Origin of the sequence: uncultured Enterovirga sp., assembly GCF_964242715.1 — a bacterium.
Classification (GTDB): domain Bacteria; phylum Pseudomonadota; class Alphaproteobacteria; order Rhizobiales; family Beijerinckiaceae; genus Enterovirga.
This window is the reverse complement of sequence record NZ_CAXTAZ010000006.1, coordinates 61925-76356: the sequence shown is the minus strand read 5'-3', so window position 1 is coordinate 76356 and position 14432 is coordinate 61925. Positions and strand designations below refer to the sequence as shown.

Genomic DNA, 14432 nt, shown 5'->3' with positions numbered 1-14432 from the left:
TTCAGCGGCCATCCTGCGACAGCGCGCGAAAGCGCTCCCGGGCCTCCGGGCAAGCTGTGTCGCCGGCACGGAGTACGCGAGCAGCGCCGCGCTCGACGGCTCGTTCATGGGCGAGGCGGGCGCGCTCGGTGTCCGCTGCGGTCGTGGCCAGATCGCGGATGCGGCGAATGACTTCCCGGCCGACATCGACGAGCACTCCTTCTGGAACGCCGCAGACGGAAGCTGCCCCGATCACCTCGCCGCTTCGCGCGGCGAGGATGACAGCCCGGGAACTCTCCGGCGTAACCGCCAGGGCTACGATCGGACAAAAGGCCAATGGAAGACAAAGCGCGCTTCGCATGCTCGCCAGACTACCGCGCAGACGGCAGCATCGCGAGTTGTCCGAGCGCTCGCTGAGTGCCCCTTCCCCTAGTCTTGCTCGACGTCAAACGCCTCGAACTCGACGAAGGCCGCCCGTACTTTGCCGGCCAGCTCCTCGTCGCTCAAGTCGACCGTGACGACGATGCTGCCGTGCAACGCCGCATCGTCGCGGCTCTCCGGGGTCGGAGAACCAGCCGCGCGATCGGAGCCCGCTTGCTCCTCCCCGGCAGAGTTCTCATTGCCCGCGGCCGCGATCAGGATGCTCGCTCGGTCGACCCCGTATTCCTGCACCAGCCGCTCGACGGTCATCTCCGCCTCGCGCCGTGTCTCGAACTGGCCCGTCAAGGTCGTGCCCATGCCGCCCCCGTCCATCCGTCTGCTTCATGCCGCTTCATGTGTGGCCCGGTGTCCCGGTCCGCCGCAAGGGCGGGGGCGCGATGCGGCGGTGAGGCGCCGCCTGAACCGGCGCCGGCGTTCACGCCCACAGGCTTTCGATCAACGGTTCAGTCGCCGTGCGCTCCCGTCGGGTGCCGAGCAGCTTGAGCAGGTCGGAGCTCTGCGAGGTCTCGTCCTCGGCCTCGATGGTGCTTGAAAGCGCTGCGCCAACGCGCGCTTCGACGCCCGTTAGCAGGAACTCCACGCCCTCGTGGTCGAGGGGAGCCGCGCTTTCGCCCTCGTAACGCCGACCTTTGAAGCCGGCCTGGAGGCGCTTGGGCCAGCGAGCCTTGCCGTCGCCGAGGAGCGCCGCGCCGGGCGCCTCAGGGTTCTTGATCGAGAGGGCGTAGACGGCTTCGGCCGGGATCCCGAGCGCCTCCTGCACGGGACCGGGCGCCTCCGGCAGCTCCAGCCGACAGGCCAGGTGCATCTGACCGCTGCGCCGCACGAGGGCGTACACGCCTTCGCCGGCGGGTCGTGCGGGCGCGAGGTGGCGCGTGCCGCGCGTCTTGGTCTCGTAGTTTTGCGCCGCGAAGAACTCCCGCACCTCCTCGGGCTGGCGCAAAACCCGGTCGACGAAGCCCCAGTTGCGCTCGTGCGAGCGGAGATCGGGCAGGCGCTTCGCGCCGACCACCAGGAGACGCCAGAGCGCGCGGCTCTTCGGCCGCAGCACGACGTGCAATCGCTCTATGTCCTCCTGGGAGGCGGCCGCCTCGTGCTCGACCTTGGGCCGGTAGAGGACGAACAGGTTGCCAGTCTCTTGCACGTCCGGCGCTGTGTCGCGCGTCTCGCGTGCAGCCATGGCCTCCCCTTACCGCGAGCGTGTCAGGATCGTGGTGTCGATCCAGGCGACCAGTAAGTCCAGGAGTTCGCGCCTCACGTCCGCGTCGGTGCGACCCGAACGTTTCGGCACGTGAAAGGCGTGGTCGGCGTCGGGAAGGAGCCGGAGCGTCGCGCGTTCGCCGAGCTCTTCGGCCAGCGCGCGAAGCTGGTGGAGGTCCGCGAGGGCGTCGCGGGTTCCCTGCAGGAAGAGCATCGGGATCGCCACGTCGGCGAGATGCCGGCCTCGGTCGCTCGACGGACGGCCTGCCGGGTGCAGCGGGAAGCCCAGGAACGCGAGGCCGCGGACGCCCGGAAGCGCGGATGCCGCCTGGGCCTGCGAGGTCATCCGGCCTCCGAAGGAACGGCCGCCGGCCACCAGCGGCAGGTCGGGAGCGAGCCGTCCGGCGGCCGCGACGGCCGCGTGGACGGCGGCATGGGCGACGGCGGGCCGATCAGGTCGCTTCGAGCCCGCCTCCATGAAAGGGAACTGGTAGCGCAAGGTCGCGACCCCGCGCTCCGCGAGCCCGGCCGAAACCGACTCGACGAACGAGTGTATCATGCCGGCCCCGGCCCCGTGGGCCATGACAAAGCAGGCTCGGGCAATCGCAGGGCGCCGAAACAGCGCCGACACCGAGCCAGCGCCAGCGACGGCGAGCGCCAGAGAGCCGGTCTCGGCCACCTGGAAGCCGCTTTCCAGGACGCTGCCGCCGGGCGTGACGAGCCCCGCTCAGTTCCACGGCCGTTGCCGGCGCAGCCACTCGCCGATGCTGCAGTCCGCGCGAGTCTCGGCCTGGGCGGGCCGGACGAGCGCGGGGGCGGGCGCGTCGGCGATCTCCCGCACCATCTTGGTCCTGATCGCCGCGACGAATTGGGCTCGCTCGCGCACGGGAACCAGGAAGGCTCCGGCGCCGCCGATGACGCAATCGCGGTAGTAGCCGTCGAGGTTCTCGATGTCCCAGGACTGGGTGGGGCGCTTCAGCATGATGGGGAGCCCGTTGACCACGATGCCGTTGCCGACGGCCGCGTCCCGGGCGGTCGTCACGAGCCGGCCGTCGTTGTTCGGCCCGTCGCCGGAGATGTCGATGACCTGGCGCGAGGCCTCCACGCCGCTTCGTGCAAGGAGCTCGATCCCGTAGTCGATCGCGGCCGACACCGAGGTGTAATAGGCGCGCCCGGGCGGCGCTCGGCCGAGACGGTCGGCGAAGGCCAGCGCCCCTTCCGATCCGTCGATCACGGTCCAGGGCACGACGACCTGCTGGTGCGCGGCGCTGGCCCACTCGAAATACGTCACCGCGATTCGCCCGAGCATCCCCTTGCGGATCGCGTCGTGAACTGCCGGCGAACGGAACGCCTCGATGAAACCCTGCCGCTGCAAATCCTGCTCGTCGGGGTCCATCGACCAGGAGACGTCGACGGCCAGAACGAGCGCGACGTCGACCTCCTGGCCGGCCTCGGCGGCTGTGGCCGCAACAGGCGCTGCGGTTAGGCAGAGAAGCGCGAGCAACCCGGCCTGGGCCGATCGCACCGGTCCGGCATTCGCCCATCCCAGCGACCAAATCGGCATTGATGGCGTCTCCTCGCTCGGCCCTGAGCGAAGCGCAGAGTAGCAGACTCGTCGCGCTTGATTGTGGGAGCCGTTTGAAATCCGCTCTCGGAAAAGCGAGTGCTTGAGCTCAACCGATGATCGCGGGACCGTCTACGGCCGGCCTGCACGGAGAAAGACGATGGCGGGCACGGTCGCGGACTTCATCTGGGAGCGCCTCGGGGCCTGGGGCGTGCGGCGCGTCTTCGGCTACCCGGGCGACGGCATCGGCGGCCTCATCGGGGCGCTCGCCCGCACGGAAGGCGCGATCGACTTCGTCCAGGTGCGCCACGAGGAGATGGCCGGGCTCATGGCCTGCGGCACGGCCAAGTTCACGGGCGAGGTCGGCGTGTGCCTCGCGACCTCGGGCCCAGGCGCCATCCACCTCCTCAACGGCCTCTACGACGCCAAGCTCGATCACCAGCCGGTCCTCGCTCTCGTCGGTCAGCAGGCGCGCTCGGCCATCGGCTCGCACTACCAGCAAGACCTCGACCTCCAATCCCTCTTCAAGGATGTTGCCGGGGCCTATGTCGAGACCGCCTTCGTACCCGCCCAGGTGCCTCACCTCATCGACCGCGCCTACCGCATCGCCAAGGCTGAGCGCCGCGTCACCTGCGTGATCCTGCCGAACGACCTTCAGGTCCTGCCGATGGAGCAGCCGGCGCGCGAGCACGCCATGACCCATTCGGGCGTGGGTCTCGACGTATCGCCCGTCGTGCCCGACCGGGCGGCCCTCGCCCGAGCAGCAGGGGTGCTGAATGCTGGCGGCAAAGTCGCCATGCTGGTCGGGGCCGGCGCGCTCGGGGCGACCGACGAGGTGATCGCGGTGGCGGAGCGGCTCGGGGCCGGGATCGCCAAGGCGCTGCTCGGCAAGGCCGCGGTGCCGGACGACGTGGTCTTCTGCACGGGGTCAATCGGCGTGCTCGGCACAAAGGCGAGCTGGGACCTGATGGAGGGCTGCGACACGCTGCTGATGGTAGGCTCGGGCTTTCCCTACACCGAGTTCCTGCCGGAGGTCGGCCAGGCAAGGGGTGTTCAGATCGACATCGACGCCGGCATGCTCGGCCTGCGTTACCCGATGGAGGTCAACCTCGTCGGCGACGCCGCCGCGACCTTGCGTGCCCTATTGCCGCTCCTCGAAGAGAAGGCCGATCGGAGCTGGCGCGAGACGGTGGAAGAGAACGCCGTCGCCTCGTGGGAGCAGGCGCGCGGCATGGCCATGGCCGACGCCGACCCGATCAACCCGCAGCGCGTCGCCTACGAGCTCTCCGAACGCCTGCCGGACGGCAGCATCGTGACGGCCGACAGCGGCACGACGACGGTCTGGTACGCGCGGGACCTCAAGTTCCGGCGCGGGATGATGGGCTCGGTGTCGGGCACGCTCGCCACCATGGGCTGCGCGATCCCCTACGCGATCGCGGCGAAGTTCGCCCATCCGGGGAGGCCGGTGATCGCGCTCGTGGGCGACGGGGCCATGCAGATGAACGGCATGGCCGAGCTGATCACGGTCGCCAAGTACTGGAAGCGATGGACCGATCCCCGGCTCGTCGTGATGGTCCTCAACAACCGCGACCTCGCCTACGTGACCTGGGAGGAGCGGGTGCAGCTGGGCGATCCGAAGTGGGAGGCGAGCCAGGCCTTGCCCGACGTCCCCTACGCCGAGTTCGCGAAGCTGATCGGTCTGGGCGGCCGCCGGGTCGAAGATCCGGAGGAGGTCGGGGCGGCCTGGGACGAGGCGCTGGCGGCCGACCGCCCCTTCGTGCTCGACATGGTGACCGACCCGAACGTGCCGCCGCTGCCGCCGCATATCACGCTGAAGCAGGCGCGCAGCTTCATGGGCGCCTTGCTGGCGGGGGAGCCGGAGCTCGGCAGCGTCCTGGCCAACACCGCCCGAGAGATGATCGGGGCGATCCTGCCGAGTGCGGGTAAGGCGAGTGAGGGTGACGGCTAGATAGCTGGCACTAATCTAGGACAGAGACACAAACGTGAGGTGCGGCTGGAGCCGCTGTCCGGGAACGGTTGCGAGACGCCGGCATCGCGCTACCAGCCGACGGACGGTTGACCAAACAACAGGCGGAGCACGTTCGCGACCGCGATAGCGCCGATATAGAGGAGAATGCTCTCAACTAAGGGCGTGCAGTATTTGCACCAGCGGAGCGGCGGCATCAGCCCATCGAACCAGGACCACGACACGGCGCAGGTCAGGAGCGTTAGCGCCACGAGCGCATTCCCGCTGCGCTCAGCGACCGAACAGGTGTAGACTACTATCCCGAGGGCATGCTCCCGGAAGAGGAGTCGTCGGAATAGGAACCATTGCGAGGGTATCTCTCGCGCGGCTGAGGACCGTACGGGCTCGGGCACGACTCACCCGTGTATGAGGTTTTGCATCGAGAGCACGACCAAGGCCCGGCTCAGCAAGGCGTAGATGGCCGCTTCGTCCCAATGCGTCAGGACAGAGCTGAGAACGAGCTCGCGACGAGTCACGGCTATGACGACGCTTAAGCCCGCGGCTACAATAAGGAGAGTGGCGAGCACGGCCCAGAACGGCTGACTGCTGGCGGCCGCGAAGCCGGCAAGGATCGCGAGTCGAAGGCAGAGGCGAGTCACGAAGATCAGAGACGTAGCCGTCTCCAGATGGTCTGCTTGCGAGGTCATGGCCGAAGATGACGGTCAGAATGGGTGCCCGAGCGCCAGCAAATCCTAGCTGGTTCGGCATAAAGGCTCGCCTGTGAACCTTGCTTGATTACATCAAGACGGTCGAGATTCTGCAGCACCGGATTGTGGCATCCTGCAGCCTTAGACGCATCCGGCTTGGGTCTCGCATCTTTATGAGATTCTTATTTCTGAGTGCTCGCGCCTATCTCGTTTCCATACGCGCTCCAGCGTAGCTCTCTGCCTCAGACCGTCATCGCGCCCGAGGTTGTCATGTTCGACCTGATCTACATTGCCCTTGGGATTGCGTTTCTGATGGGCTCGGTCGGCTACGCGGCAATCTGTGATCGGCTGTGAGAGCAACCCTATGATCTTCGACCTTGCACTGGCCGGCCTCGTGACGATCGGCCTCCTCGCCTATCTCGGCTACGCTCTCGTCCGCCCCGAGCGGTTCTGAAGGACACGCTCGCCATGACCATCATCGGCTGGATCCAGATCGCGCTCTTCTGCGCCGTGGTAGTGGCGCTCGTGCCGCCGCTCGGGCTCTACATGACCCGCGTCTTCAACGGCGAGCGCACATTCATGTCGCCCGTGCTCGGCCCGGTCGAGCGCGGGCTCTACGGTCTCGGCGGCCTCGACGAGCGACAGGAGCAGCACTGGCTGACCTACGTGATCGGCATGTTGCTGTTCCACGTCGTCGGCTTCACCTTCCTGTACTTGCTTCTGCGCCTGCAGGGGATCCTGCCGTTCAACCCGGCCGAGATGTCGGCGGTGTCGCCCGAGCTCGCCTTCAACACCGCGGCGAGCTTCGTCACGAACACGAATTGGCAGAACTACGGCGGCGAATCGACGATGTCGTACCTCGTCCAGATGCTCGGCCTGACCGTGCAGAACTTCCTCTCCGCCGCGACCGGGATCGCGCTCGCGGTGGCGCTGATCCGAGGTTTCGCGCGCCGGTCGGCTTCGACCGTCGGCTCGTTTTGGGTCGATATGACCCGCGCGACCCTCTACGTTCTCCTGCCGCTCTGCATCCTGCTGACGCTCGTCTACGTTTTCCGCGGCGTCCCGCAGACGCTCGGCGCCTATGTCCAGGCGACGACGCTCGAAGGCGCCAAGCAGACCATCGCGGTCGGCCCGGTCGCGTCGCAGCTCGCCATCAAGATGCTCGGCACCAACGGCGGCGGCTTCTTCAACGCGAACTCGGCGCACCCCTTCGAGAACCCGGACGCGATCGTCAACTTCATCCAGATCGTCACGATCTTCGCGATCGGCGCGGCCCTGACCAACGTCTTCGGCCGGATGGTCGGCGATCAGCGCCAGGGCTGGGCGATCCTCGCCGCCATGGGCGTCCTTTTCATCGCCGGCGTCGCCGTGACGTACTGGGCGGAGGCCGCCGGCAACCCGATCGTCAACGCGCTCGGCCTGACCGGCGGCAACATGGAAGGCAAGGAGGTACGGTTCGGCATCGTAGCGTCGGCGCTGTTCGCCGTGGTCACGACGGCCGCCTCCTGTGGGGCCGTCAACGCCATGCACGACTCCTTCACGGCGCTCGGCGGCATGATCCCGATGATCAATATGATGCTGGGCGAGATCATCGTCGGCGGCGTCGGAGCCGGCCTCTACGGCATGCTGATCTTCGTGGTGATCGCGATCTTCGTCGCCGGGCTGATGGTCGGGCGCACGCCCGAATATCTCGGCAAGAAGATCGAGGCCAAGGAGGTCAAGATGGCGATGCTCGCCATCCTGTGCCTGCCGCTCGCGATGCTCGGCTTCACGGCGATCGCGACCGTGCTGCCCTCCGCGGTGGCCTCGATCGCCAATCCCGGCCCGCATGGCTTCTCCGAGATCTTGTACGCCTACACGTCGGCGGCGGCCAACAATGGCTCGGCCTTCGGTGGGCTCACGGGCAACACGCCCTGGTACAACGTGACGCTCGGGATCGCGATGTTGATGGGGCGCTTCCTCGTCATCGTCCCGGCGCTGGCCATTGCCGGCTCCCTCGCGGCCAAGAAGACCTTGCCGGCTTCGGCCGGCACGTTCCCGACGAACGGCCCCTTGTTCGTCGGGCTCCTGGTCGGCGTGATCCTGATCGTGGGCGGCCTGACCTTCTTCCCGGCGCTCGCGCTCGGCCCGATCGTCGATCACCTCTCGATGGTCGCCGGCCAGACCTTCGCGGCCCAGTGATCCGGCCGCGATGTTCCGGACCCGGCGCGAGCTGGAAGCCAAGCTCTTCATCACGAAGGCTGCGCGTCGCCGCGCGGCCCCTCACCGCGATCCGAGCCTGATCGAGCTGATCATTGGCCTCTCGGCCTTCGTCATACTCGTGATGGCCTGCCTGTACGCAGTGGCCTGGCTCGGCCGCTGACACCCTCGTCCCGCACGCGGGCATCTGTCCGGAGTTCGTCCATGTCGCATCCGAACCAGATCAGCATCTTTAGCCCGGCAATCGTCGGACCCGCGGTGGGTGGAGCCTTCCGCAAGCTCGATCCCCGCCTCATGGCCAAGAACCCCGTCATGTTCGTGGTCGAGGTCGTGGCCGTGCTGACCACGATCCTGTTCCTGCGCGACCTCACCACCGGTGGCGCCAACCTCGCCTTCTCGTTCCAGCTCGTCCTCTGGCTTTGGTTCACGGTCCTGTTCGCGAACTTCGCTGAGGCCGTCGCGGAAGGTCGCGGCAAGGCGCAGGCCGACTCGCTGCGGCGAACGCGCACCGAGACGCAGGCCAAGGTGCTGACCGGCTCGGGCGCGAGCGTCGGCGGAGACCGATCCGCTTACAAGTTGGTCTCTGGCACGAGCCTGAAGGTCGGCGACGTGGTGCTCGTCGAGACGGGCGACATAATCCCGTCCGACGGCGAGGTGATCGAGGGCGTCGCGTCCGTGAACGAGGCGGCGATCACGGGCGAGTCCGCGCCCGTGATCCGGGAATCCGGCGGCGACCGCTCGGCCGTGACCGGCGGCACGCAGGTCCTGTCCGACTGGATCCGCGTCCGCATCACGGCCGCGTCCGGCTCGACCTTCATCGACCGCATGATCGCCCTCGTCGAGGGCGCGTCACGGCAGAAGACCCCGAACGAGATCGCGCTCAACATCCTGCTCGCCGGGCTGACGATCATCTTCGTCTTCGCGGTCGCGTCCATCCCGTCTTTCGCGGCCTATGCAGGCGGGGCGATCCCGGTGATCGTGCTCGTCGCGCTCTTCGTGACCCTGATCCCGACGACGATCGGGGCGCTCCTGTCCGCGATTGGCATCGCCGGCATGGACCGGCTCGTGCGTTTCAACGTGCTCGCGATGTCGGGCCGCGCCGTCGAGGCGGCCGGCGACGTCGACACCCTTCTTCTCGACAAGACCGGCACGATCACGCTCGGCAACCGCCAGGCGACCGAGTTCCGGCCCATCCGCGGCGTGACAGAGGCGGAGCTCGCCGACGCAGCCCAGCTCGCATCCCTGGCCGACGAGACGCCCGAGGGACGGTCGATCGTTGTCCTGGCGAAGGAGAAGCACGGCATCCGGGGCCGTGAGATGGGCGAGCTCGGCATCACCTTCGTGCCGTTCATGGCCCAAACCCGGATGAGCGGCGTCGACGGACCTAACATGTCGATCCGCAAGGGCGCCGTTGAGGCCATCCTCGCCCATGTCGACACTTCGGGCAGGTCGGTTGCGGCCGGCGCCGCCGTGCAGGCGCTGAGGTCACGCGTAAGTCCCGACCAGGTGCGCGAGGTCCAGGCCATCGCCGAGGAAATCGCGAAGCTGGGCGGCACCCCGCTCGCGGTCTCGCGGGACGGCCGGCTCCTTGGCGTCATCTACCTCAAGGACATCGTGAAGGGCGGCATCCGCGAGCGCTTCGGCGAGCTGCGCCGGATGGGCATCCGCACCGTCATGATCACGGGCGACAACCCGATGACCGCGGCCGCCATCGCGGCCGAGGCGGGCGTCGACGACTTCCTGGCCCAGGCGACGCCCGAAATGAAGCTCGCGCTGATCCGGGAAGAGCAGGCGAAGGGAAAGCTCGTTGCCATGTGCGGCGACGGCACCAACGACGCCCCCGCGCTCGCCCAGGCCGATGTCGGCGTGGCCATGAACACCGGCACGGTCGCGGCCCGCGAGGCCGGCAACATGGTCGACCTCGACTCCGACCCGACCAAGCTCATCGAGGTCGTCGAGATCGGCAAGCAGCTGCTGATGACGCGCGGCGCGCTCACCACCTTCTCGATCGCCAACGACGTCGCCAAATACTTCGCTATCATCCCGGCGATGTTCCTGGCCTTCTATCCGCAGCTCGGCGCGCTGAACGTCATGGGGCTCGCCTCGCCGCAGAGCGCGATCCTGTCCGCCATCATCTTCAACGCGCTCATCATCGTGGCTCTAATCCCTCTCGCGCTGAAGGGCGTGCGCTACCGCGCCGTTGGTGCAGCCGCTCTGCTGCGGCGCAACCTGCTGATCTATGGCCTGGGCGGCATCATCGTCCCGTTCGTCGGCATCAAGCTGATCGACCTCGCGGTCAGCGCCCTCCACCTCGCTTGAGGACCATGACCATGCTCGCGCAGCTTCGCCCCGCCCTCGTGCTCTTCGCGGCGCTCGCCCTCATCACGGGGCTCGCCTATCCTCTCGCGATGACCGGCATCGCGGGCGTCCTTTTCCCCAGGCAGGCTGCCGGCAGCCTGATCGAGCGAAACGGCACCGTCGTTGGCTCCGAGCTGATCGGGCAGGCCTTCGCGCACGAGCGCTACTTCCACGGCCGGCCCTCGGCCACGAGCGCTGCCGATCCGGCCGACCCTTCCAAGACGATCTCCGCGCCCTACAACGCCGCCAACTCCGCCGGATCGAACCTCGGCCCGACAAGCGCCGCCCTGGTTGAGCGGATTAAAGGCGATATCGAGACCCGCAAGGCGCAAAACCCGGCCGCCCCCGTGCCGGCCGATCTCGTAACGACATCCGGCTCAGGACTCGATCCGCACATCACGCCTGAGGCGGCCCTGTTCCAGGTGCCACGTGTAGCTCGCGCCCGCAACCTGCCGGAGGAGCGCGTTCGCCGGCTCCTCGCAGACCACACGGAAAGCCGAACCCTCGGCCTCTTGGGCGAGCCGCGCGTGAACGTGCTGGCGCTCAATCTTGCGCTCGACGGCGCCGGCGCGCGGTGAACCGTAGGTCGCTGATCAGCCAGCCCCGTCGCTATGCCGGATAGCCGCGAGAAACGTCCGTCACCGGACGCCCTGTTGGCGGCGGCGCGGCGCGAGTCCAGGGACCGAGGCCGCCTCAAGATCTTCCTGGGGGCGGCACCGGGTGTCGGAAAGACCTACGAGATGCTCCAGAGCGCTCAGGCGCGACGGCGCGACGGCGTCGATGTGATCGTGGGCGTGGTGGAAACCCACGGTCGGGCCGAGACCCAGGCCTTGCTGGCGGGGCTCGAGCTGCTGCCGCGCCGCGTGCTCGACTACAAGGGACGCGAGCTCGACGAGATGGACCTGGACGCCGTGCTGGGGCGGCGGCCGCAGCTCGTCCTGGTAGACGAGCTCGCCCATACCAACGCGCCCGGCAGCCGGCACCCGAAGCGGTATCTCGACGTCGAGGAACTGCTGGGCGCCGGCATCGACGTGTACACCACCCTCAACATCCAGCACGTCGAGAGCCTGAACGACGTCGTCGCCCAGATCACCCGGATCAGGGTCCGGGAGACGGTGCCGGACCGCATCATCGACGGGGCAGACGAGATCGAGCTGATCGACCTCACGCCGGGCGACCTCATCCGGCGGCTGCGCGACGGCAAGGTCTACGTCGCCAAGCATGCCGAACGGGCGCTGAAGCACTACTTCTCGCCCGGCAACCTCACCGCGCTGCGCGAGCTGGCGCTCCGGCGGACGGCGCAGCGCGTCGACCAGCAGCTCGTCTCGCACATGCGCGAGCACGCGATCGAGGGCCCCTGGGCGGCGGGCGAGCGCGTGCTCGTCTGCATCAGCGAAGATCCCCGAGCGCCTGGCCTCGTGCGATACGCCAAACGACTGGCCGACCGGCTCCGGGCACCCTGGAGTGCGGTCGCCATCGAGAACGCCCGGTCGCTGCGACTGCCCGAGTCGGCGCGCGATCGGATCGCCGAGACGCTCAGGCTGGCCGAGCAACTCGGGGGCGAAGCCGTGAACCTGCCGGGCGGCTCGCGTCGGCTCGCGGACGACATCCTGGCCTACGCACGGGACGTGAACGCGACCCAGATCGTGACCGGCAAGTCGACCCGCTCACGATTGTTCGAGATCGTTAACGGCTCCGTCGTGCACGACCTCGTGCGACGGAGCGGCAACATCAGCGTACATGTCATCGCCGGGGAAGACCTGCAGGCCGGAGCTGGCCCGGCGGCGGAGGCACCCGCGGCGGCGGGCTCGCGCGATCCACGCCCATACGGTCTCGCGGCGGTGGCGATCGCGATTGCTCTCGGCGTGAGCCTCGCGGTCCGGCCCTATATCGGACTGGAGAGCGTCGACCTGGTCTTCTTCACGGCCGTGGTGGGCGTGGCGGTCCGGTTCGGACTGCTGCCGTCGCTCTTTGCCGTCCTGTTGGCGTCGCTCGCCTACAACTTTTTCTTCCTGCCGCCGACCTGGACGTTCACGATCGCCGACCCGGTCAACGTCGCGGCCCTGTTCTTCTTCGCGATCGTGGCCGTCATCGTGTCGAACCTCGCGGCGCGGGCCCGCGACCAGGCGGTCGCCTCGCAGTCGCGGGTCCGCACCACCGAGGCCCTCTACGGGTTCAGCCGCAAGCTCGCCGCCTGCGCCACGCTGGACGACGTGCTCTACACGACGTCCTACCAGATGGCCGCTACGCTAAAGCTTCGGGTCGTCTTGCTGCTGCCCGGTCAGGACGGGCTCGCCGTCAAGGCCGCCTACCCGCCAGAGGACACGCTCGATGCGGCTGACATCGCAGCGGCCAAGTGGACGCTCGAGAACGCGACGCCGGCGGGCCGGGGAGCCGACACCTTGCCCGGAGGTCAGCGCCTGTTCCTGCCGATGCGTACTGGGCGCGGCGTCGTGGGGGTGATCGGGCTCGATAGCGATCGACCAGGCACGATGCTCTCCCCTGATGGCCGCCGCCTGCTTGACGCCCTGTCCGATCAGGGGGCGCTCGCCCTAGAGCGAGTGCATCTCGTCGAGGACCTTGATCGCGCGAAGCTCGCGGCGGAGACGGACCGCCTCAGGCAGGCCCTCCTCACCTCGATTTCGCATGACCTGAAGACGCCGCTGGCCGCCATCCTGGGCGCGGGCGGCACCTTGCGCGACCTCGACGACAAACTGGCACCCGCCGACAAGGCGGAGCTGATCGGCACGATCGTGGACGAATCGGAGCGCCTCAACCGCTTCATTGCCAACCTTCTCGACATGACGAAGCTCGAGGCCGGCGCCGTCGCGCCGAACCTCGCGCTTCACGACGTGAGCGAGATCGTCGGCTCGGCGCTTGCGCGGGCCTCGAAGATCCTGGCGCAGCACCGCGTGGAGGTCGAGCTCGCGGCGGACCTGCCCATGTTGAACCTCGACGCCGTGCTGTTCGAGCAGGTCCTGTTCAACCTCCTGGATAACGCCGCGAAGTACGCCAACGAGGCGTCTACGATCCGCATCGAGAGCTGGCGCGAGAACGGCTCGCTCTGCCTGCAGGTCCTGGACGAAGGCGCCGGCCTTCCCGAGGCGGAGGTCGAGCGCATCTTCGACAAGTTCTACCGCGCCCGGAAGTCCGACACGGTCCGAGCCGGTACAGGCCTCGGCCTCGCCATCTCGCGCGGCTTCGTCGAAGCCCTGGGCGGCACGATCACTGCCGGAAACCGGACGGACCGGAGCGGAGCCGTGTTCACCCTGAGGCTCCCTGTGCCGGCAGAGACGCGAGAGCTGGACACCGCCGCATGAGCGCCCCCCCGATCCGGATCCTGGTCATCGACGACGAACCGCCCATCCGGAAGCTGTTGCGCACGGGGCTGACCACCCAGGGCTATCAGACGATCGACGCCACCAACGGCCGAACCGCCATGGAGGCGCTGGCGCGGGAGGTCCCGGACCTCATCATCCTCGATCTCGGGCTGCCGGACATCGCTGGCCACGATCTCCTGCGCATCATCCGCGAGAAGCACGAGAGCCTGCCGGTCATCGTGTTGTCCAGCCGCGAAGACGAGAAGGGCAAGGTGGAAGCGCTTGATCTCGGCGCCGACGACTACGTGACCAAGCCGTTCGGAGTGAACGAGCTCCTCGCCCGCATGCGAGCGGCGCTCCGCCATCGCATCCAGGCGCAGGGCGAGCGACCGATCTTCAGGGTGGGCGAGCTATCGGTCGACCTCGTCCGCCGCATCGTGAAGGTCGGCGACCGAGAGGTGAAGCTGTCCCCGAAGGAGTACGAGATGCTCCGGGCCATGGTGCACCACGCCGGCAAGGTTCTGACGCACGCGCACCTCTTGCGCGAGGTCTGGGGCGGCGGGGCGGATACCCAGTATCTCCGTGTCTACGTTCGGCAGTTGCGCTCCAAGCTGGAGCCGAACCCGGACCGGCCGGAATACATCTTGACCGAAACGGGTGTCGGTTACCGCCTTCGCGCGCCGGATTGATCGAGCAACGAC

General features: G+C 68.1%; 14 protein-coding genes. 8 read left to right on the top strand and 6 right to left on the bottom strand.

Going from position 1 to position 14432, the window contains the following annotated elements; genetic code table 11:
* Nucleotide 1: 1 nt before the first annotated feature.
* The 5 genes from ACFE87_RS05140 to ACFE87_RS05120 form a co-directional block, all read right to left on the bottom strand.
* Nucleotides 2-196: a hypothetical protein gene (locus tag ACFE87_RS05140; protein WP_375458548.1), complete on the bottom strand. Its 195-nt coding sequence runs from the start codon at nt 194-196 to the stop codon at nt 2-4.
* A gap of 212 nt (nt 197-408) precedes the next feature.
* On the bottom strand, nt 409-717 hold the full coding sequence (locus tag ACFE87_RS05135) for a hypothetical protein (RefSeq protein WP_375458547.1): 309 nt from the start codon (nt 715-717) through the stop codon (nt 409-411).
* Between the two features lie 118 nt (nt 718-835).
* Nucleotides 836-1597 (bottom strand): hypothetical protein, encoded by a 762-nt coding sequence (locus tag ACFE87_RS05130; protein ID WP_375458546.1) that lies wholly within the window; start codon nt 1595-1597, stop codon nt 836-838.
* Nucleotides 1598-1606: 9 nt separating this feature from the next.
* On the bottom strand, nt 1607-2296 hold the full coding sequence (locus ACFE87_RS05125) for an alpha/beta family hydrolase (protein WP_375458545.1): 690 nt from the start codon (nt 2294-2296) through the stop codon (nt 1607-1609).
* A gap of 48 nt (nt 2297-2344) precedes the next feature.
* Nucleotides 2345-3181: a DUF1194 domain-containing protein gene (locus tag ACFE87_RS05120; protein ID WP_375458544.1), complete on the bottom strand. Its 837-nt coding sequence runs from the start codon at nt 3179-3181 to the stop codon at nt 2345-2347.
* Between the two features lie 160 nt (nt 3182-3341).
* Between ACFE87_RS05120 and ACFE87_RS05115 the strand changes: the two genes are divergently transcribed.
* The gene (locus ACFE87_RS05115) at nt 3342-5150 is read left to right on the top strand and encodes a thiamine pyrophosphate-requiring protein (RefSeq protein ID WP_375458543.1); all 1809 of its coding nucleotides are present in this window, start codon (nt 3342-3344) and stop codon (nt 5148-5150) included.
* Nucleotides 5151-5239: 89 nt separating this feature from the next.
* Here ACFE87_RS05115 and ACFE87_RS05110 read toward each other — a convergent pair whose 3' ends face one another.
* Complete coding sequence (locus ACFE87_RS05110) at nt 5240-5419, bottom strand: hypothetical protein (protein WP_375458542.1); 180 nt, start codon at nt 5417-5419, stop codon at nt 5240-5242.
* Between the two features lie 799 nt (nt 5420-6218).
* On the opposite strand from ACFE87_RS05110, the gene ACFE87_RS05105 reads away from it, so the two are divergent.
* Genes ACFE87_RS05105 through ACFE87_RS05075 form a run of 7 tightly spaced genes read left to right on the top strand, consistent with a single transcriptional unit; the run spans nt 6219 to nt 14420 of the window.
* Nucleotides 6219-6308, top strand: coding sequence for a K(+)-transporting ATPase subunit F (locus tag ACFE87_RS05105; RefSeq protein WP_375458541.1), 90 nt, complete (start codon nt 6219-6221; stop codon nt 6306-6308).
* 14 nt (nt 6309-6322) lie between these two features.
* Complete coding sequence (kdpA, locus tag ACFE87_RS05100; RefSeq protein ID WP_375458540.1) at nt 6323-8035, top strand: potassium-transporting ATPase subunit KdpA; 1713 nt, start codon at nt 6323-6325, stop codon at nt 8033-8035.
* Between the two features lie 10 nt (nt 8036-8045).
* Nucleotides 8046-8216 (top strand): hypothetical protein, encoded by a 171-nt coding sequence (locus ACFE87_RS05095; RefSeq protein ID WP_375458539.1) that lies wholly within the window; start codon nt 8046-8048, stop codon nt 8214-8216.
* Nucleotides 8217-8257: 41 nt separating this feature from the next.
* Nucleotides 8258-10372, top strand: a complete 2115-nt coding sequence (kdpB, locus tag ACFE87_RS05090; RefSeq protein WP_375458538.1) for a potassium-transporting ATPase subunit KdpB — start codon at nt 8258-8260, stop codon at nt 10370-10372.
* 11 nt (nt 10373-10383) lie between these two features.
* Nucleotides 10384-10989, top strand: a complete 606-nt coding sequence (locus tag ACFE87_RS05085) for a K(+)-transporting ATPase subunit C (protein ID WP_375458592.1) — start codon at nt 10384-10386, stop codon at nt 10987-10989.
* 33 nt (nt 10990-11022) lie between these two features.
* Entirely contained in the window at nt 11023-13731 is a 2709-nt protein-coding gene (locus ACFE87_RS05080) for a DUF4118 domain-containing protein (RefSeq protein WP_375458537.1), read from the top strand.
* A complete protein-coding gene (locus ACFE87_RS05075) occupies nt 13728-14420 on the top strand; it encodes a response regulator (RefSeq protein WP_375458536.1) in 693 nt (230 codons plus the stop codon). Before ACFE87_RS05080 ends, ACFE87_RS05075 begins: the two co-directional genes overlap by 4 nt.
* Nucleotides 14421-14432 lie beyond the last annotated feature (12 nt).